The organism is Pseudoxanthomonas sp. CF385 (genome assembly GCF_900104255.1).
Lineage (GTDB): Bacteria > Pseudomonadota > Gammaproteobacteria > Xanthomonadales > Xanthomonadaceae > Pseudoxanthomonas_A.
In genome coordinates, this window is record NZ_FNKZ01000002.1 from 234,932 (window position 1) to 254,089 (window position 19,158).

The following is a 19,158-nucleotide window of genomic DNA, read 5'->3' on the forward strand; positions in this document are numbered from 1 at the left end:
AAGGGCGCGACAAGCGCGCCCTTCGATTCGCCGCGTGGCGATGTTTACTGCATCGTCGGCAGGTCGAACACCAGCACTTCGGCGGCGATGCCGCGCTCGATGCTGACCAGCGGCTCGCCGCGGTACATCAGCGCATCGCCGGCCTTCAACGCCTGCCCGTTGACGGTCGCTTCGCCGCGCGCGATGTGCACGTAGCCGAGCCGACCTTCGGCCAGGCGCAGTTCCGCCTTCTCGCTGCCATCGAACAGGCCCACGTACATGCGGGCATCCTGGTGGATGCTCACCGAGCCGTCGGCGCCGTCGGGACTGATGGCCAGGCGCAGGCGGCCCTGCTTGTCGGTGGCCGGGAAGGACTTCTCCTCGTACGACGGCGTCACGCCCTGGCGGTCGGGAATGATCCAGATCTGCAGGAAATGCGTGGTGCCCGAGTCGCTGTAGTTGAACTCCGAGTGCTGCACGCCGGTGCCCGCGCTCATGCGCTGCACGTCGCCCGGCACGATGCTCGAGCTGTTGCCCATCGAATCCTTGTGGCCCAGCGCGCCTTCCAGCACGTAGCTGATGATCTCCATGTCGCGATGGCCGTGCTCGCCGAACCCGCGGCCGGCGGCCACGCGATCCTCGTTGATCACGCGCAGGGGGCCCCAGTGCACGTGCTTGTCGTCGAAGTAGTTCGCGAAGGAGAAGCTGTGCCAGGAATCCAGCCAGCCGTGGTTGGCATGGCCGCGCTCGTGGGCAGGACGCAGGGTGATCATGGCGGGAACTCCTTCAGTGGTGGACGTGGCGCACAGCATGATCTTCGACATAAATGGAATAAATAAGTCAATAACTAACTGATTGTTCCATTTATGTGATGCATGGCTGCCGAACCATGCCAGCGACCACCCTGCCCGATCTCGACGCGCCGTGTCGTGGAGGTCCGTGCGCGGCACGCGGCCATCTTCGGTGGCGCGCCATCGCGTCGCAGTGAACGCGCACGACGCCGCGGACGGGAATTCCTCTCACCCCCACCGGCCCCGTGCATTAAACTTGCGCGGTTTCCGTTCGAGCCCCTGTCTTCATGCCCTTCGTCGTCACCGAAAACTGCATCAAGTGCAAGTACACCGACTGCGTGGAAGTCTGCCCGGTGGACTGCTTCCACGAAGGTCCGAACTTCCTGGTGATCGACCCGGACGAATGCATCGACTGCACGCTCTGCGAGCCGGAGTGCCCGATCAACGCGATCTACCCGGAAGACGACGTGCCCGCGGGCCAGGAAGGATATGTCGCGCTCAATGCCGAGCTGTCCAGGGCGTGGCCGGTCATCACCACGCGCAAGGACCCGCTGCCGGACGCCAAGGAATGGGAAGGCAAGCCGGACAAGTTGCCGCTGCTGGAGCGCTGATCCGGATCCGCGATGCAACGAAAAAGGGCGCCGATGGCGCCCTTTTCGTTTCCGTCGATGCCGGCGGGATCAGCCGGCGAGCTTGGCCTTCAGCGCCGCCAGCAGCTTGACCGCCGCCGGGCTGGTGGCCGGCAGGCCGCGCGGATCCACCGCGGACACATAGGCGCCGGCGTCCACGGCGCTCACGCGCACCAGGAAGCTCGCGCCTTCGTAGCTCACGTCGTAGGTGCCCAGCAACTGCGCGCGACTGGCGATGGTGGCGCCGTCGATGCCCGCCAGGGCCTCGCCCACGCGGGTGAACGCGTCGTCGCGGCTACCCGCCACGGTGAAGCCACCCGACGCTGCCGCGGGCCTGGCGGCGGTAGCGGCCGGACCGACGTTGGGTACCTGCATGGCGCCGCTGGTGTTCGGCACGTTGAGATCCGGCGGCACTTCCAGCGGACGGGCTTCCGGCGCCAGCGCGTAGTCGCCCTTGGCGTCCTTCTTGAACCACGAGCAGCCGGCAACGGACACGACCAGCAGCACCAAGGCAAGCGGACGCACGAGTGAAGACGAAAGACGCATGAAATTCTCCTGGGTTCAGGCCGCGATCGTACCGCGGTTGGATTGTGCTTCCAGCGACTGGGCCAGCGTGGCCAGCCTGTCGGCAGTGGGGACATGGGGGGCGGACAGCGGCAGCAGGGGCAGGCGCAGGCCCTGGCCGATGCCCTGGCGCTGCAGCAGCGCCTTCACCGGGATGGGATTGGATTCGATGCCGAAGAAGGCGTAGTGATCCTGCAACTGCTGGTCCAGCGTGGCGACCGCGTCGGCATGCCCGCCGCGCGCCAGGTCGCACAGGCGACGGAACGTGCGCGGCAAGGCATTGGAGCCGACCGAGATCAGGCCGTCGGCGCCGGCCAGCATCGCGCGGCCCGCGGTCGGGTCGTCGCCGCTGAGGATGGCGAAGCGTTCGTTCCGCAGCGCCAGCAACGCGGTCATGCGCTCGGGCTCGGCGCGCGCTTCCTTGATGCCGATGATGTTCGGATGATCCACCAGCTCCGCGACGGTCTCCGGCAGCAGGTCGCAGCCGGTGCGGCCTGGCACGTTGTAGAGCACGACGGGCAACCCGCCCTGGTCGGCGACGGCGCGGTAGTGCGCCACCAGGCCTGCCTGGGTCGGCCGCACGTACGGCGGCGTGACCACCAGCGCCGCGTGCGCCCCGCCTTCCGCGGCGCGCCGGGTGGCGGCGATGGTCTTGGCCGTGTTCATCTGCCCGGTGCCGGCCAGCACCGGCAGCGCGCCGCCCACCGTCTCCACGGCGATGCGCAGCAGCGTGTCGTATTCCTCATCGGAGAGCGCGGCGGCTTCGCCCGTCGAACCGGCCACCACCACGCCCTGCGTGCCACCGTCCGCCTGCTGTTTCAGCAGCGCTCGCCAGGCGTGCAGGTCGAGTTCGCCCGACGCCAGGAACGGCGTGGCCAGTGCGGTGATGCTGCCGGAAAGGTGCAAGGGAATGGCTCTCGGTGGAGGGATCCGGCGCTCCGGCAGCGCAAGTAAGCGCGGTTATCCCGGAGTGCCCGCAATGTCGGCCGCATGTTACTTGCGGCCTCAAAGGGCGGGCAAGTATGCTGCCCACGTCGCCGGGCCAGCGCCCGGCCGCCATTCAGCCTCGCTGCAACGCCGGACGCACCTTTGACCGATTCCTCGCCCCGGCCTTCGCCGACCGAAAACCACCTCCTGATTACCGCCTACACGACGCATCCGGAGTCGCCGCTTCTGTCGGTGACGCGCCGGATCGCGGACAGCGGCTGCAATCTGGTGGACGCGCGTCTGTCGACGGTGGGCCGCGACGTGTCCGTGACGGCGCTGGCGACCGGCTCCTGGGACGCGGTGGCCAAGCTGGAGGCGATGCTCTCGCGCCTGGAGCGCGACGAGGGCCTGAAGCTGGTCTTCTACCGCACCGGCCCGAAGGTCGTGCAGTCGAACCTGCTGCCCTACATCGTGGAAGTGGTGGCGGCGGACAAGCCGGGCATCCTCTTCCAACTGGCCGATTTCTTCGACCGCCAGGGCATCACCATCGAGAACCTGCAGAGCACGCGCTACCGCGCGATGCAGACGGGCGCGGAGATGTTCTCGGCGCAGGTGACGATCGGCGTGCCGGCCAACATGCACATCGCCGCATTGCGCGACGATTTCCTTGAATTCTGCGACCACCTGAATCTGGACGCGATCATGGACCCGATGAAGTTCTGACGATGACGGCCAAAGGCGCGAAAGCACTGACCAAGTCCGTCCTCAAACTGCCGCTGGCCCTGTCCGGCGGCGAGACCGCCACCCTCGCCGACTACGCAGGCCAGTGGCTGGTGCTGTACTTCTATCCGAAGGACAGCACGCCGGGCTGCACCACCGAGGGCCTCGACTTCAACGCGCTGCTGCCGAAGTTCAAGAAACTCGGCGCCACCGTGCTGGGCGTCTCGCGCGACTCGGTGAAATCGCACGACAACTTCTGCGCCAAGCAGGGCTTCAGGTTCCCGCTGGTCAGCGACGCCGACGAAGCGCTGTGCAAGGCCTTCGACGTCATCCACGAGAAGAACATGTACGGCCGCAAGGTGCTGGGCGTGGTACGCAGCACCTTCCTGATCTCGCCCGACGGCCGCATCGCGCAGGAATGGCGCGGCGTGAAGGTCGCCGGCCACGCCGAGGCCGTGCTTGAAGCCCTGAAGGCCCACCAAGCCCAGTGACGAAATCCTCTTCCACCCCGACCACCATCCCGCGCCGCGGCGGGTCATGGTGGCGCGCTGCTGTGCGCGTTTCCGCGGCACCCGTTGTTGCGTCATGTGTTCACACATCTTCCTCCATGAGGTTGCCTGAATGACCCGTAGCAAGCGTATCTATGTGTTGGACACGAACGTGCTGATGCACGACCCCACCGCGCTGTTCAAGTTCGAGGAGCACGATGTCTACCTGCCGATGCAGGTGATCGAGGAACTGGACAACGGCAAGAAGGGCACGTCGGAAGCGAGCCGCAACGCGCGGCAGGTCAGCCGCTTCCTCAACGAACTGGTCGAAACCTCCGGCCTGGACAACCTGGCCGCGGGCATCCCGCTGATCCAGCCCAACAGCCTGCAGCTGCGCGGCACGCAGAGCGCCGGCCTGCTGCGCTTCCAGACCAGCCACTTCGAAGCCGGCAAGAGCTTCGGTGCGGTCATCCCCGACAACGCCATCCTGGGCGCGATCCTGGCGCTGAAGGAGCAGACGCCCGAGATCCCGGTGGTGTTCGTCTCCAAGGACATCAACCTGCGGATCAAGGCCGCGATCGCCGGCATCGTGTCGGAGGATTACGAGAACGACCGTGCGCTGGACGATTTCAGCCTGCTTTACACCGGCGCCGATCCGCTGCCCGAGGATTTCTGGCAGCGCTACGGCAAGGACCTGCGCTCCTGGACCGACAAGGGGCGCACGTACTACGAAGTGACGATGGAGAAGGATGCGGGCTGGTACCCCAACCAGTTCCTCTACCTGCCCGGCGACGACGAGTCCGAGTTCCGCGTCGCGCGCGTGGAAGGCGACAAGGCCACGCTGCAGATCGTCGACGATTTCCGCAGCGGCCAGCATGCGGTCTGGGGCATCGCCGCGCGCAACCGCGAGCAGAACTTCGCCCTCAACGCACTGATGGACCCGGACGTCGACTTCGTCACCCTGCTCGGCACGGCCGGCACCGGCAAGACGCTGCTGGCGCTGGCGGCGGGCCTGGCGCAGACGATGGACCAGCAACGCTATCGCGAGATCATCATGACCCGCGCCACGGTGAGCGTCGGCGAGGACATCGGCTTCCTGCCCGGCACGGAAGAGGAAAAGATGACGCCATGGATGGGCGCGTTGACCGACAACCTGGAAGTGCTGACGCACAACCAGGAAGGAGGCGCCTGGGGTCGGGCGGCGACCAATGACCTGCTGGCTTCGCGCATCAAGATCCGCTCGATGAACTTCATGCGCGGGCGCACGTTCCTGAGCCGCTACCTGATCCTGGACGAAGCCCAGAACCTCACGCCCAAGCAGATGAAGACGCTGATCACGCGCGCGGGTCCGGGCACCAAGATCGTCTGCCTCGGCAACGTGGAGCAGATCGACACGCCCTACCTGACGGAGACGACGTCCGGCCTGACCTACGCGGTGGACCGCTTCAAGAACTGGGCGCACAGCGCGCACATCACGCTGCGTCGCGGCGAGCGCTCCCGCCTGGCGGACTACGCGTCGGAAGTGCTGTAGCCGGTCGGCGGCGACGTGGGCCTGCACCTTCCCCGCTGGGTATGGATCGGCGCCGTCGCGCTGGCCTGCGTGGCGGGGATGGTCAATGTCATCGGCTACCTGGGCTTCGAGCACCAGGCGGTCAGCCACCTGACCGGCACCACCAGCCTGCTGGGTGCCGCGCTTGCGCACGGTGACCTGCGCGCGGTGATGCACCTGTGGGGCATGCTGATCGCGTTCTGCCTGGGCGCCATGCTCAGCGGCCTCATCATCCAGGATCAGACGCTCAGGCTCGGGCGCCGCTACGGAGCGGCGCTCGCACTGGAGGCGCTCCTGTTGCTCGTGGCGATCCCGTTGTTCAAGCAGGAGCAGATCTGGGGCGCATTGCTGGCCGCCACCGCGTGCGGCCTGCAAAACGCCATGGTGACCACGTACAGCGGCGCGGCGGTGCGCACCACCCATCTCAGCGGCATGTTCACCGACCTCGGTATCGGCCTGGGCCACCTGTTGCGGGGTATGCCGCTACAGGTACGGCGGCTGACGCTCAGCGGGCTGATCATCAGCGGCTTCCTCGGCGGCGGCGTGCTCGGCGCACTGCTCTATCGGCAGTTCGGCTACGACGCCCTGCTCGCGCCGGCCCTGTTGACCGGACTGACAGGCACGGGCTACGTGGCGTACCGCCAATGGCGGTCGCCGGGAACGGGGACGGAAACGGGCGCGTAGACCGACGACCGCGCCGTCGCGATGGCACAATCCGCGCATGACGCTCCCCTCCGTGGTTTCCGCACTCACCATCGCCGGCTCCGATTCCGGCGGCGGCGCCGGCATCCAGGCCGACCTGAAGACCTTCGCCGCGCACCGCGTGCACGGACTCTCGGTGATCGCCGCGCTCACCGCGCAGCACACCCGTGGCGTGACGGCGGTGGACGTGCCTTCGATGGATTTCCTGCGCGCGCAGCTCGATGCCTGCTTCGACGACTTCGACATCCGTGCGGCCAAGCTGGGCATGCTCGCCACCGCCGAGGTGATCGGCGTGGTCGCCGATGCCCTGCGCGACCACCGGCCTGCGACGATCGTGGTCGATCCGGTGATGGTGGCGACGAGCGGCGCGAAGCTGCTCGAAGACAGCGCGCTGCATGCGCTGCGCACGCAGCTCCTGCCCTTGGCGCACGTGGTGACGCCCAATCTCCCCGAGGCCGAACTGCTGCTCGGCCGGCCGATCCCCGACATCGCCGCCATGCGCGGCGCCGCGCAGGATCTGCTCGCCTTCGGCGCACGCGCCGTGTTCCTCAAGGGCGGCCACCTGCCCGGCGGCGGCGACGTGGTGGACCTGTATGTCGACCACACGGGAACGACGGAAACCTCGCATCTCCGGCTGGAGGTGGAGGCGCACGGAACGGGCTGTACCCTGGCGTCCGCCATCGCCGCACGCTGCGCGCTGGGCATGCCGATGATGCAGGCCTGCCTGGCGGCCTCCGACTACGTGCATGCGGCATTGCGCGGCGGCTATCGCCCCGGCCGCAGCGACATCCTCGTGCTCGACCACTTCGGAGCGGCGCCCGACGCATGAACACCTTCGACATCGACATCGCGCCGCTGGAGATCCCGTTGCGCTCGCCGGATGGGCATGGCTATACGCTGCTCGCGCGCATCCCGGCGACCGCGACCTCCGCGCTGCTGTGGATTCCTGCACTGGGCGTGGCGGCACGCCACTACCTGCCGTTCGCGGACATGCTGGCGGCGCGCGGCATGGCGGTGTTCGTGCACGAATGGCGCGGCAACGGCAGCAGCACGCTGCGCGCGGGGCGCCGCGAGGATTGGGGATACCGCGAACTGCTCGGCACCGACCTGCCGCTCAGCCACGCCGAGGTGCAGCGGCGCCTGCCCGGCCTGCCGCACCTGATCGGCGGCCACAGCCTGGGCGGCCAGCTGGCGGCCTGCCACCTGGGCGCCGAACCCGCGGCGTTCGACCGGCTCTGGCTGGTCGGAAGCGGCACGCCGCACTGGCGCACGTTCCCGGGGCTGCGCGGCCATGCGCTGCCGTTCTTCTACCAGTTCGCACCGTGGCTGGCGCACGCGTGCGGCGCACTCCCCGGTCGGCGGCTCGGCTTCGGCGGTGATGAGGCGCGCGGATTGATCCGCGACTGGGCGCGGGTCGGCCTCAGCGGACGCTACCGCGCCGCGGGTTGGCCGGCCGACCTGGAAGCCGGCATGCGTCAGGTACGGACACCGATCGACGGCGTGCTGTTCGATGACGACTGGCTGGCGCCGGAAAGTTCGCTGCGCGCGCTGATGGCGAAAATGCCGGAAGCACCCACGCGCGTCGAGATCCTGCACCATGCCGCGCTCGGCACGCGTGCGGACCACTTCGCCTGGATGAAGCAGCCGCAGGCCGTCGTCGACGCCTTGCTGGCCTGACACCCGCGCTCAGCAGCCTACGACGATGCAGTCGCGGCCCTGCGCCTTGGCGCGGTAGAGCGCGCCGTCCGCGCTGTTGATCCAGTCCGACACCGAGGCGATGCCCGGATGCGGTTCGGACAGGCCGATGCTGACGGTGCAGCGCAACCCGCGGGCGGAAAAGGAATACGCCGCCACCTGCCGACGCAGACGCTCCGCGGCCACGATCGCTTCTTCCCAGCGCGTGTTCGGCATGACGATGCCGAACTCGTCGCCGCCGTAGCGGCCGCCGGTATCGGTGTCGCGCAGGCAGGCCTTCAGCAGGCGCGCGAACTCCTCCACCACCTCGTCACCGATGGTGTGGCCGTAGCCATCGTTGATGTCCTTGAAGCGGTCGATGTCGATCAGCACCAGCACGGCGGGCCGCGTCAGCCGCTGGTAGCGCTGCAGTTCGGCGGTTGCGGCGTGCAGCCACTGCTGCCGGTTCATCAGGCCGGTGGCGGCATCGAAGCGCGCCATCTTCTCCAGCAGGTCCTTCTGCTGGCGCGCCTTGCGCGACAACGAATGGGTGGCGAGGCCGATCGCCATCGGATAGATCGCCAGGAACGGCAGGCAGGCCAGGACGACCGGATAACTGGTGTACGGATCGAACGCGAACCCCCACGCCGCGCTGGCGGCCAGGCAGGTCAACGCCATCGCCCCCAGCGTGCGTCGTGCGAAGCGCGCGCCGCCGATGATGATCTTGTCCATCGTCAGCATCACCGCGAGCAGCATGCTGGGCAACGCATCGAAGTGCATCGCGGCGATCCAGAAGCCGCCCATGGCCGCGTCGAGGGTCAGGTTCTGGAACTCGGCCTGCAGCGGCTCTTCCTGGTGCGCCTTCACCCGCAGGTAGGCCAGATGCGGCCAGAGGAATGCGTTGACCGCCAGCAGGACCCACAGCGACGGCGGCGCGCCGTGCTCCCAGAGCACCGCCGCCACGCAGAGCCCTCCCAGCCCCAGCCCCAGCGCACGCATGCGGTACATGCGCAGGCCGTAGCGTGAGCGGTTCTGTTCCGCCATGTCGCGCGCGGCATCGATGGGCAAGCGGATCCAAGGGCAATGGGTTGGCCGGATTCTCGGCCAATCGCGTCCACCGCACCAGCCTGCGACGCCGGGTCGCACGCTGTGTTATGCCAACCCGATCACATCGCCGCGTCAGGCGGCGGGATACCCCTGCGGGTTCAGCGACTGCCAGCGCCACGCATCCTGGCACATGGCCTCCACGCCCAACTCCGCCCGCCAGCCGAGCGTTCGCTGGGCGAGAGAAGGGTCGGCGTAGACTTCGGCGACATCGCCGGGACGCCGCGCGACCACCTGGTAAGGGATGTCGCGCGCGGCGGCTTCGGCGAAGGCCTTCACCAGTTGCAGCACGCTGACGCCCTGCCCGGTACCGAGGTTGACGGTGAGGTTGCGGCGCTCGCGCGCGACGAAGTCCAGCGCGTCGGCGTGCGCACGCGCCAGGTCCATCACGTGGATGTAGTCGCGCACGCCGGTACCGTCCAGCGTGGGCCAGTCGCCGCCGAAGACGCTCAGGCGCTCGCGCCGCCCCACCGCCACCTGGCAGATGAAGGGCATCAGGTTGTTGGGAATGCCGCCCGGGTCTTCGCCGATCAGCCCCGAGGCATGCGCGCCGACCGGGTTGAAGTAGCGCAGGTTCACCGCATGGAAATCGGGATCGGCGCGGCACAGGTCGCCGATCAGCTCTTCCATCACCAGCTTGGTGCGGCCATAGGGATTGGTGACTTGCAGATGCGCATCCTCGCGCACCGGCACGCTCGCGGGGTCGCCATAGACGGTCGCGGAAGAGCTGAACACCATCCGCTTCACGCCGGCCTGCTGCATGCCGTGCAGCAGGTTGAGGGTGCCGCCGATGTTGTTGTGGAAATAGTCCAGCGGCCGCTCGCAGGATTCGCCGACCGACTTCAACGCGGCGAAGTGCACGACGGCATCGAAGTGCTGGCGGGCGAAAAAGCCGGTGACCGCCTCGCGGTCGCGCAGGTCCAGCGGCTGGAACGGGACCGGCTGGCCCGTGATCTGCTGCAGGCGCGCGAGCACGCCCGGCGAGCTGTTGCTGAAGTTGTCGGCCACCACCACATCGTGGCCGCGCTCGACGAGCACCACGTAGGCATGCGCGCCGATGTAGCCCGCGCCACCGCACAACAGGATCCGCATCTCGACTCCCCGGTCGTGTCGACGTCCCTTCCTGTGGACGATCACTGGAGGAATACGCAAGCCGCGGCGCAATCAGGCCAACGATGCGCCGCGTGTCCTGCGTTCGACGGTTTGGACGTTGATCGGCAGGACACGGGGCACGGACCGGGGAACGTCCGTACCGCGCCACCGTATAGACTCTTCTACTAGCGACACCTACAGGGGATTTCCACAACGATGAACGCTCCACTGCCCACCCTGGACCAGGCCAGGATCGCCGTGATCGGACTGGGGTACGTCGGCCTGCCGTTGGCCGTGGCCTTCGGCCGCAAGTACCCCACGCTGGGGTTCGACATCAACGGCAAGCGCGTGGCGGAACTGCGCACCCATCACGACCACACGCTGGAAGTCTCTTCCGAAGAATTGCGCGACACGCCGCAGCTCGAGTTCAGCGACGATCCGGCAGCCTTGGCCCGGTGCAATGTCTTCATCGTCACCGTGCCCACCCCGATCGACGACTACAAGCGCCCCGACCTGCGGCCGCTGGAGTCGGCCAGCCGCGCGCTGGGCAAGGCCATCGGCAAGGGCGCCGTGGCGATCTACGAATCCACGGTCTACCCCGGCGCCACCGAAGAGGCCTGCGTGCCGATCATCGAGCGCGAATCGGGCCTGACCTTCAACCAGGACTTCTACGCGGGCTACAGCCCCGAGCGGATCAACCCGGGCGACAAGCAGCATCGCCTGGAGACGATCATGAAGGTCACCTCCGGCTCCACGCCGGAGGTCGCCGACTTCGTGGATGCCCTGTACGGCAGCATCATCACCGCGGGCACGCACAAGGCCAGCAGCATCCGCGTGGCGGAAGCGGCCAAGGTGATCGAGAACACCCAGCGCGACGTCAACATCGCGCTGATCAACGAACTGGCGCTGATTTTCCACCGCCTCGGCATCGACACCCACGAGGTGCTCGAGGCCGCCGGCACCAAGTGGAACTTCCTGCCGTTCCGCCCCGGCCTGGTCGGCGGCCACTGCATCGGCGTGGATCCGTACTACCTGACCCACAAGGCGCAGCAGATCGGCTACCACCCCGACGTGATCCTGGCCGGGCGCCGCATCAACGACGGCATGGGCAGTCACGTGGCGCGCCGCGTGGCCAAGCTGATGGCCCGCCGCAACCTGCCCACGGCCGGCGCGAAAGTGCTGGTGCTGGGCCTGGCGTTCAAGGAGAACTGCCCGGACGTGCGCAACACGCGCGTGGTCGACATCGTCGCCGAACTGCGCAGCTACAACGCGCAGGTGGACGTGCACGACCCATGGGTCAGCGCCGACGAGGCCAAGCACGAATACGGGCTCGATCTGGTGGCGGAGCCACAGGCGGGCCAGTACGATGCGGTGATCCTCGCCGTGGCGCACAAGCAGTTCAGCGAGCGCGGCGCCGAGGGCATCCGCGGCTTCGGCAAGCCGGGAGCGGTGGTGTTCGACGTGAAGCGCACCCTGCCCCGTCACGCCGTGGACGACTGCCTGTAATCCCTTCCTCCCCCAGGAGTACCTGATGCGCGTACTGGTCACCGGCGCCGCCGGCTTCATCGGCTCCCACCTCAGCGAGCGCCTGCTCGCCCGCGGCGATGAAGTGCTGGGGTACGACAACCTCAACGCGTATTACGACCCCACCCTGAAGGAAGCCCGGCTCGCCCGGCTGACGCCGAAGGAGGGCTTCAACTTCGTGCGCGGTTCGCTGGAGGACCGCGCCGCGCTGGAAGCCGCGTTCGACGACTTCAAGCCGCAGCGGGTGGTGAACCTGGCCGCGCAGGCGGGCGTGCGTTACTCGCTCGAGAACCCCCATGCCTACGTCGACAGCAACATCACCGGCTTCCTGAACATCCTCGAGGCCTGCCGCCATCGCGGCATCGAGCACCTGGTCTACGCGTCGTCCAGTTCGGTCTATGGCGCCAACCGCAAGCTGCCCTTCGCGGTGGAGGACAGCGTCGACCACCCGGTCAGCCTGTACGCGGCCAGCAAAAAGGCCAACGAGTTGATGGCGCATACCTACAGCCACCTGTTCAACCTGCCCACCACCGGCCTGCGCTTCTTCACGGTGTACGGGCCCTGGGGACGGCCGGACATGGCGCTCTTCCTGTTCACCCGGAAGATCCTGGCCGGCGAACCCATCGATGTGTTCAACCACGGGCGCCACACCCGCGACTTCACCTACATCGACGACATCGTCGAAGGCGTGATCCGCACCCTGGACCGCGTCCCCGGCGCCGACCCGGGCTACGACCCGCTGGCGCCGACCCCGGCCAGCTCGCTGGCCCCCTACCGGGTCTACAACATCGGCAACCACCAGCCGGTGGAACTGCTGCGCTACATCGAAGTGCTCGAGGAATGCCTCGGCCGCAAGGCGGAAAAACGCCTGCTGCCGCTGCAGCCGGGCGACGTGCCGGATACCTATGCGGACGTGGAAGCGCTGAGCCGCGACACCGGCTATTCGCCCTCGACCCCGATCGAGACGGGCGTGCGCCGCTTCGCCGAGTGGTACCGCGCGTTCTACCAGGCCTGAGGCCCGCGCGCCGGGGCGCCGTTCAGGCGCCCGCATTGGCCGGATTCCCCTGTCGCCCCCGTTGTAGTGGGCATCAGCAGATACAGGGGATCCTCGATGAAACGCGTCTTCACCGGCCTCAGCGCCCTCCTTCTGACCGTGTTCCTGGCGTCGTGCGCGACGTCGTCCGGCAGCGAGAGCGCTCCGCCCACCACCAGCACGCTGGCCACCGATGCCTACCACATCGGCGTCGACGACATCGTGCAGGTATCCGTGTGGCGCAATCCGGAGCTCGGCATCACCGTGCCGGTGCGCCCCGACGGCATGATCTCGGTGCCGCTGGTGGGCGACGTCGCCGCAGGCGGCCGCACGCCTGCCGAAGTCTCGAAGGACATCCAGGAACGCCTGGCCACCTACGTGCGCGACCCCCAGGTCGCGGTGATCCTCACCGACCTGCGCAGCCATGAATACCTCTCGCGCGTGCGCGTCACCGGTGCGGTCCGCCAGCCGGTCTCGCTGCCGTTCCGGCCCGGCATGACCGTGCTGGACGCCGTGCTCGCCGCCGGTGGCGTCACCGAGTTCGCCGCCGCCGACCGCTCCGACCTGCACCGCAAGACGCCCGAGGAGACCCGCACCTACGCCGTGCGCCTGGACCGCATCCTCAACCGCGGCGACCTGAGCACCAACTACACCGTGTCGCCGGGCGACGTCATCACGGTCCCCGAGCGTACCTTCTGATGAGCCAGAGCAACCTTCCCGCACGGCGCGGTTATTCCGCGCCGGCCGCGCCGTCCAGTGCCCTTTCGCCGAACGACCTGGCGCCCATCCTGCTCCGCGAGGCGCGCCGCCACCGCGTGGCGCTGGTCGGCATCTTCGCCGCCGTCGCGCTGCTGACCCTGGTGGTCGGCCTGCTGGTGCTGCCGAAGAACTACACCGCCTCCACCACGATCCTCGCGCAGGAAAGCGACATCATCCAGCCGCTGCTGGAAGGCCGCGCCGTGGCCACCGAAGTCGTCGACCGCGCCGGCATCGCCCGGCAGGTGATCTACAGCCGCAAGGTGCTGGAAGACGCGATGAAGACCGGTGGCTGGCTGGAAGACAAGCCCAGCGCCATCGAGCAGGACCGCCTGATGGAGCAGATCAAGGGCCGCATCGCGATCACCAGCCCGCGCCCGAACCTGATCCAGATCGCCTACCGCGACAGCGACGCCAAGCGCACCTACGACGTCACCGAGCGCCTCGGCGACATGTTCATCAAGGAAAGCCTGGCGGCGAAGGAACGCGAGAGCCGCGAGGCCTACGAGTTCATCGACAAGCAGGTGCAGGACTACCACGCCAAGCTGCTCGAGGCGGAAGAGCGCCTGCGCCAGTACCGCTCGGCGAACACCGACGCGCAGCCCGGTAGCGCCACCGACGCCAACACCCGCATCAGCGCGCTGCGCACCACGGTCGAGCAGACCCGCATGTCGCTGCTGGAACAGCGTTCGCGCGAAGGCGCGATCGCTTCGCAGCTGTCGGGCGAGTCGGCGGTGACGGCCGTGCAGACGCGCGAGAGCCTGTACCGCGGCCAGCTGCTCGAGCTGCAGGGCCAGCTGGACCGGCTGCTGCTGAACTACACCGAGCAGCACCCGGACGTGGTCCGTGTGCGGCACCAGATGGCCGACCTGCAGCAGGCCATGACCAACGAGCAGAACCGCCGCGCGTCCGCCCCTCAGGGCGCCAGCCCGTTCGACGAAGCGCAGATGAACCCGCTGTACCAGGAACTGCGCAGCCAGCAGGCGCAGACCCGGCGCGAAGTGGCCGCCACGGCCTCGCGCATGTCGATCGCGGAATCGATGCTCGGCGACGAGCTCAACCGCAGCCGCCGCATCGCCGATTCGGAAAGCGCGCTCGCCGAGCTGACCCGCGACTACGAGGTCAACCGCGACATCTACCAGGACCTGCTGCGCCGTCGCGAGAACGCGCGCGTCTCGATGCAGCTCGACCGCGAGGAACGCGGGCTGACCCTGCGCGTGCAGGATCCCGCGACGATGCCGCTGCGGCCGACCGGCCTGCGCTTCATGCACTTCGCGATCGGCGGCCTGCTGATGGCCGTGGGCATCCCGCTGGGCCTGCTGTTCCTGCGTGCACGGTTCGATCCCCGCATCCGTTCGGCGCAACAGCTGCAGCGGATGACCGACCGTCCCCTGCTGACCGTCGTGCCGACCTACCACTCGCCGCGTGATCGCCGGCAGGAACTCAGCCGCAACGCGATGAGCGTCGGCATCCTGGCGCTCGTCATCCTCGCGTACGGGCTGGCCTTCGGCCTCAAGCAGCTTGCTGCCGCCTGAGGCCCTGCCATGAACCCATACGCCACCATGGAAAAGCCCGTGACCCCGGACAACGAACGACTGCACGGCGTGCCCCACCGCGCCGAACCCTCCCGCTCGCTGGCCCTCATGGACGAGCCGAAGGCACTGACGCCGCGCGAGCTCGAGGAGCGCCGCGTCATCCACCGCAACGATTCGGTCCGCGAGCAGGCCGACGCCTTCCGCGAACTGCGCACGCGCCTGCTGACGCTGGGCGGCGAACGCAATTTCGTCACCCTCGTCGCGCCGGTCTCGCACGGCTGCGGCGGCAGCTTCGTCGCCCGTAACCTCGCGGCGGCGTTCGCCTTCGACGACACCAAGAGCTCGCTGCTGATCGACTGCGATGCGCTGCATCCCACCCAGCACACGGCCCTGCACGTCGACGCGGGCCACGGCGGCCTGATCGACTACCTCGAGGACTCGGACGCCGACCTGGCCCGCATCCTGTACCGCACCGGCGTGCCGCGCCTGCGCCTGATCCCGAGCGGCCGCCAGCGCGAAATGACGGGCGAAGCGTTCAGTTCGTTCCGCATGCGCGCGATGGTCGACTCGTTGCGCAGCCGCTATCCGGACCGCTACCTGGTGCTGGACAGCCCCTCGGTGCTCGGTTCGCCCGACGCGCGCATCCTGTCCGAACTGGCCGACCTGGTGGTGCTGGTGGCCGGCTACGGCAAGGTCACCCCGGACAAGCTGGAGAAGGCCATCGGCAGCTTCCCGGCCGACAAGGTGGCCGGCGTGGTGTTCAACGAAATCCCCTGAGAACGCCAAGGAGCCCCGGCATGCGACCTTCCCGCCTCCGCATTTCCGCCCTCGCGGCGTCCGTGCTGGCCGCGTTCTCCGGCCACGCGGCCGCCGCCCGCGTCGACTACACCGTCGACCTGGGCATGGAGCGCAACAGCAACGTCACGATGGCGCCGAGCGATCCGATCGAGCAGCGCTACCTGCGCGCCGGCCTGGGCTTCAGCATCACCGAGAACGTGTCCGCGCTGCAGTTGAACCTCGATGGCCGTGCGGAGTATCGCGACTACGAGGACGACATCTTCGCCGACACGGTCGACGGCACGCTCTCCGGGCGGATGAACTGGGTCGCCATCCCCGAGCGCCTGTTCTTCCTGGTCGAAGACAACCTGACCGTGCAGCCGGTCGACTCGCTGGTCCCCGACGGCCCCGGCAACCGCCAGCAGGTCAACGTGTTCTCCGCCGGCCCCACGCTGCTGTTCAATTGGACATCATCGCTGCACGGCCAGGCCGAGCTGCGCTACGTCAACAGCCACGCGGAAGTGACCGACGAGTTCAACTCCCAGCGTCTCGCCAGCGCGGTGCGCACCATCAAGGAGCTGAGCCCCACCAGCCGCGTGTCGCTGAACCTGCAGGCGCAGCGCGTCGACTTCGACGATGACGTCGTCGCGCGCGACTACAACCGCTACGACCTCTACGGTCGCTACGTGCGCGAACTGGCCAATTTCCAACTGGGCGCCGACCTGGGTTATTCGCGCATCGACTACCGCCAGGGCGAATCGCGCTCCGAACCGCTGCTGCGCGCCGACGCCGAATGGACGCTGTCGCCGCGCAGTCAGCTCACGGCAGTGGTCTCCAGCCAGTTCTCCGACACCGCCACCGACGCCCTGGCCGGCATCCAGTCCGAATCCACCGTGCCGGTGAACGTGCTGACCGGCGACGCGGTGGTGAACGCATCGCCCTACGAGGTCCGCGGTCTCGACCTGGGCTACAGCTTCACCGGCACCCGACTGAACCTCTCGCTGACGCCGTTCGTGCAGAAGCGCGACTACGTCGAGTCGGACGAGTTCGACCAGAAGACGCGGGGTTCGCGCTTCGACCTGCACTGGTTGATGCGGCGCGGCCTCTCGCTGGGCAGCTACGCCACCTGGGAGCGCCTGGATTACACCCAGCTCGGACGCGAGGAAAAGACGACGCGCGTCGGCGCGAGCTTGGAGTATCAGTGGGTGCGCCGGTGGTCGGTGCGCCTGCATGCCGAGCGCTACAAGCGCGAGAGCACCGAAGTGAACCAGGACGTGGCGCAGAACATCGTCTACCTGAGCGTCGCCTACTCCAACCGTTGAGGGCCCCGGCATGCGCGCCTCGCCTTCCAAGCTGAAGACCCACGGCATTCCCAGCGCGATCCTGCTCGGATTCGCGCTGGTGGCCGCCGCCATCGGCCATTGCGGCGCGGCGGACGCGCCCGAAAGCACGGCGCAGCCCGCCGAGAAAGCCGCCACCGCCCCGCCACCCGCCGCCACACCGACGGCAGCCGCCGCTCCGGCCGTCGCGACCGGGGTGGATCAGCTGAAAATCGACCTGTCCTCCGTCGACCGGCGGTCGCCGGCCTTCGGCCGCTTCCGCGGCTGGGTCGACAGCGCCGTCTCCGGCAGTCCGGGGTACGCCTTTTCCGCCAGCGATGCCGCGCTGATGGCCCTGTCCGGCGGCGGCGACAAGTACTGCAAGCTGGCCGTGCGCATGGTCGAACAGGAAGTCGCCGAGGCCGAAAGCGCGATCGCGTCGGGCGGCCGCCCGGCCATCTCCGGCGACTCCTACCTGGAAGTGGGTCCACGCATCGCCGACCTGGCGATGACGCTGCATGCGTGCCGTGCCGGCATCCCGCCCGAGCAGCAGCAGCGGTGGTCGGCCTACGCGGAACAGGCCGTCTGGAACGTCTGGAACCCGGCGCGCGCGCAATGGGGTGGCCGCACCCACGCGTGGACCGGATGGTCGATCGACAACCCCGGCAACAACTATTACTTCAGTTTCATCGAAGCCACCATGTACTGGGCGCTGGTGAGCGGCAGCCCGACATGGATGGAAGACCTGCGGCAACGGCGCCTGCCCCCGCTGAAGGCCTATTACGCCGCCCTCCCCGGCGGCGGCAGCCGCGAGGGCACCGGCTACGGCGCCGCGCAGATGCGCCTGTTCGGCCTCTATCGGCTGTGGAAGGACAGCACCGGTGAAGACCTGGCCGCCGCGAGCACGCACGCGCGCGACAGCATTCCCTACTGGGTGCACGCGACGGTGCCGACGCTGGACCGCTTCGCGCCGATCGGCGACCAGGCGCGCAGTTCGGTGCCGGAGCTGTTCGACTACCACCGCCGGCTGGTGCTCGAGGCGCGCCAGTCCACCACCGACGCCGACGCGCTCGCGCTCTCCTCCTGGTGGCTGCGCAACATCTCCGTCCCGCGCATGGGCCAGGGCTTCAACTCTCGCTATGACCTGCTGGCGGCCGGCGATGCGGACGACGCGCCCAAGGCGCTGGTCTATTACGCCGAAGGCGCCGGCCACCTGTTCGCCCGCACGGACTGGGGCAAGGACGCCATGTGGATGTCCTTCGTCGCCGGTCCCTACAACGAGAGCCACGCGCACCAGGACCAGGGCGGCTTCACCCTGTTCGCGCGCGACTGGCTGGCGGTGACCGAGAACATCTGGACCCACAGCGGCATCCAGCAGGGGACGCCGGTGCACAACGTGGTGCGCTTCGAGCGTGCGAACCCCGATGCCCAGCAGTGCGCCGCGCCGCGCGGGGATGCCGTCGTGCACCAGTGCGAGTCCACGCGCTCCCGCTCGAAAGTGACGGTCACGCCGCGCCCGGACGGCGGCGTGACGGCCGTCGCCGACCTGACCCCGGTGTACCGCGACAACCCCGCGCTGCAATCCTGGCAGCGCCGGATCGACTTCGGCGGCCGCAAGCTGCTGGTGCGCGACGATTTCCGCCTGGGCGCGGGTACCCGTGCGATCTTCCAGGTCAACGTGCCCGAGCGCCCCGTCGTCCAGGGCAACGAGGCCACGGCCGGACGCCTGCGGATCCGCGTGCTCGAGCCGGCTAACGCGACCCTTCGCGTGCACACCTGGAGCGACGACGATCCCCAGGAATTCCGTCGCGGATGGCGGGTGGACGTGGCCGGCGGCCAGGACGGATACACCGTCGAACTCAGCGAAAAATGATCCCGGTCACGGTGCGGCCCGGTCCCGTGCCGGCCAGCGGGCAGGCCATCACACTCCCGTGAATTCCCCTGCCGTCAGCTGAACAGTTTCACGTTTCTGTGACCCAAGGCGTCCGTTTTTGA

The 19,158-nt window shown here is 68.3% G+C and carries 19 protein-coding genes; 14 read left to right on the forward strand and 5 right to left on the reverse strand.

The features are described from left to right. Window positions 1-44: 44 nt before the first annotated feature. Entirely contained in the window at window positions 45-752 is a 708-nt protein-coding gene (locus BLT45_RS11320; protein WP_093299752.1) for a pirin family protein, read from the reverse strand. Between the two features lie 305 nt (window positions 753-1,057). Here BLT45_RS11320 and fdxA point away from each other — a divergent pair, with 305 nt between their 5' ends. Then, on the forward strand, window positions 1,058-1,381 hold the full coding sequence (gene fdxA / locus BLT45_RS11325; protein WP_056881145.1) for a ferredoxin FdxA: 324 nt from the start codon (window positions 1,058-1,060) through the stop codon (window positions 1,379-1,381). Window positions 1,382-1,450: 69 nt separating this feature from the next. Here the strand turns inward: fdxA and BLT45_RS11330 are convergent, their stop codons facing one another. Both BLT45_RS11330 and dapA read right to left on the reverse strand, forming a co-directional pair. Further along, window positions 1,451-1,945, reverse strand: a complete 495-nt coding sequence (locus tag BLT45_RS11330; RefSeq protein ID WP_093299756.1) for a hypothetical protein — start codon at window positions 1,943-1,945, stop codon at window positions 1,451-1,453. A gap of 15 nt (window positions 1,946-1,960) precedes the next feature. Further along, a complete protein-coding gene (gene dapA, locus BLT45_RS11335; protein WP_093299761.1) occupies window positions 1,961-2,869 on the reverse strand; it encodes a 4-hydroxy-tetrahydrodipicolinate synthase in 909 nt (302 codons plus the stop codon). A gap of 183 nt (window positions 2,870-3,052) precedes the next feature. Between dapA and BLT45_RS11340 the strand changes: the two genes are divergently transcribed. From BLT45_RS11340 to BLT45_RS11365, 6 genes are all read left to right on the forward strand, one after another. Then, window positions 3,053-3,613, forward strand: coding sequence for a glycine cleavage system transcriptional repressor (locus BLT45_RS11340; RefSeq protein ID WP_093299764.1), 561 nt, complete (start codon window positions 3,053-3,055; stop codon window positions 3,611-3,613). A gap of 2 nt (window positions 3,614-3,615) precedes the next feature. After that, window positions 3,616-4,101: a peroxiredoxin gene (locus tag BLT45_RS11345; protein ID WP_093299769.1), complete on the forward strand. Its 486-nt coding sequence runs from the start codon at window positions 3,616-3,618 to the stop codon at window positions 4,099-4,101. A 130-nt stretch (window positions 4,102-4,231) separates the two neighbouring features. Beyond that, the gene (locus tag BLT45_RS11350; RefSeq protein WP_093299774.1) at window positions 4,232-5,629 is read left to right on the forward strand and encodes a PhoH family protein; all 1,398 of its coding nucleotides are present in this window, start codon (window positions 4,232-4,234) and stop codon (window positions 5,627-5,629) included. Window positions 5,630-5,644: 15 nt separating this feature from the next. Further along, entirely contained in the window at window positions 5,645-6,331 is a 687-nt protein-coding gene (locus tag BLT45_RS11355; RefSeq protein ID WP_093299779.1) for a YoaK family protein, read from the forward strand. Window positions 6,332-6,368: 37 nt separating this feature from the next. Further along, window positions 6,369-7,178: a bifunctional hydroxymethylpyrimidine kinase/phosphomethylpyrimidine kinase gene (gene thiD, locus BLT45_RS11360; RefSeq protein WP_093299784.1), complete on the forward strand. Its 810-nt coding sequence runs from the start codon at window positions 6,369-6,371 to the stop codon at window positions 7,176-7,178. Beyond that, on the forward strand, window positions 7,175-8,026 hold the full coding sequence (locus tag BLT45_RS11365) for an alpha/beta hydrolase family protein (RefSeq protein ID WP_093299788.1): 852 nt from the start codon (window positions 7,175-7,177) through the stop codon (window positions 8,024-8,026). Before thiD ends, BLT45_RS11365 begins: the two co-directional genes overlap by 4 nt. Window positions 8,027-8,035: 9 nt before the next feature. Here the strand turns inward: BLT45_RS11365 and BLT45_RS11370 are convergent, their stop codons facing one another. Together BLT45_RS11370 and galE are read right to left on the reverse strand one after the other, a co-directional pair. Then, window positions 8,036-9,091, reverse strand: a complete 1,056-nt coding sequence (locus BLT45_RS11370; protein ID WP_093299792.1) for a diguanylate cyclase — start codon at window positions 9,089-9,091, stop codon at window positions 8,036-8,038. 111 nt (window positions 9,092-9,202) lie between these two features. Further along, window positions 9,203-10,219: a UDP-glucose 4-epimerase GalE gene (gene galE, locus BLT45_RS11375; RefSeq protein WP_093299797.1), complete on the reverse strand. Its 1,017-nt coding sequence runs from the start codon at window positions 10,217-10,219 to the stop codon at window positions 9,203-9,205. 216 nt (window positions 10,220-10,435) lie between these two features. Between galE and tviB the strand changes: the two genes are divergently transcribed. From tviB to BLT45_RS11410, 7 genes are all read left to right on the forward strand, one after another. After that, window positions 10,436-11,725: a Vi polysaccharide biosynthesis UDP-N-acetylglucosamine C-6 dehydrogenase TviB gene (gene tviB, locus BLT45_RS11380; RefSeq protein ID WP_093299802.1), complete on the forward strand. Its 1,290-nt coding sequence runs from the start codon at window positions 10,436-10,438 to the stop codon at window positions 11,723-11,725. 25 nt (window positions 11,726-11,750) lie between these two features. Further along, window positions 11,751-12,758: an NAD-dependent epimerase gene (locus tag BLT45_RS11385; protein WP_093299806.1), complete on the forward strand. Its 1,008-nt coding sequence runs from the start codon at window positions 11,751-11,753 to the stop codon at window positions 12,756-12,758. Window positions 12,759-12,854: 96 nt separating this feature from the next. Next, the gene (locus BLT45_RS11390; RefSeq protein ID WP_093299811.1) at window positions 12,855-13,475 is read left to right on the forward strand and encodes an XrtA/PEP-CTERM system exopolysaccharide export protein; all 621 of its coding nucleotides are present in this window, start codon (window positions 12,855-12,857) and stop codon (window positions 13,473-13,475) included. Beyond that, window positions 13,475-15,067 carry an XrtA system polysaccharide chain length determinant gene (locus BLT45_RS11395; protein ID WP_093299817.1) on the forward strand — a complete coding sequence of 531 codons (1,593 nt, stop codon included), beginning with the start codon at window positions 13,475-13,477 and terminating at the stop codon, window positions 15,065-15,067. The genes BLT45_RS11390 and BLT45_RS11395 overlap by 1 nt, the downstream gene beginning before the upstream one ends. Window positions 15,068-15,076: 9 nt before the next feature. Continuing rightward, on the forward strand, window positions 15,077-15,844 hold the full coding sequence (locus BLT45_RS11400) for a P-loop NTPase family protein (RefSeq protein WP_093299822.1): 768 nt from the start codon (window positions 15,077-15,079) through the stop codon (window positions 15,842-15,844). A gap of 20 nt (window positions 15,845-15,864) precedes the next feature. After that, complete coding sequence (locus tag BLT45_RS11405; protein WP_093299827.1) at window positions 15,865-17,166, forward strand: outer membrane beta-barrel protein; 1,302 nt, start codon at window positions 15,865-15,867, stop codon at window positions 17,164-17,166. Between the two features lie 10 nt (window positions 17,167-17,176). Continuing rightward, window positions 17,177-19,036: a heparinase II/III family protein gene (locus tag BLT45_RS11410; RefSeq protein ID WP_093299832.1), complete on the forward strand. Its 1,860-nt coding sequence runs from the start codon at window positions 17,177-17,179 to the stop codon at window positions 19,034-19,036. Window positions 19,037-19,158: the final 122 nt, after the last annotated feature.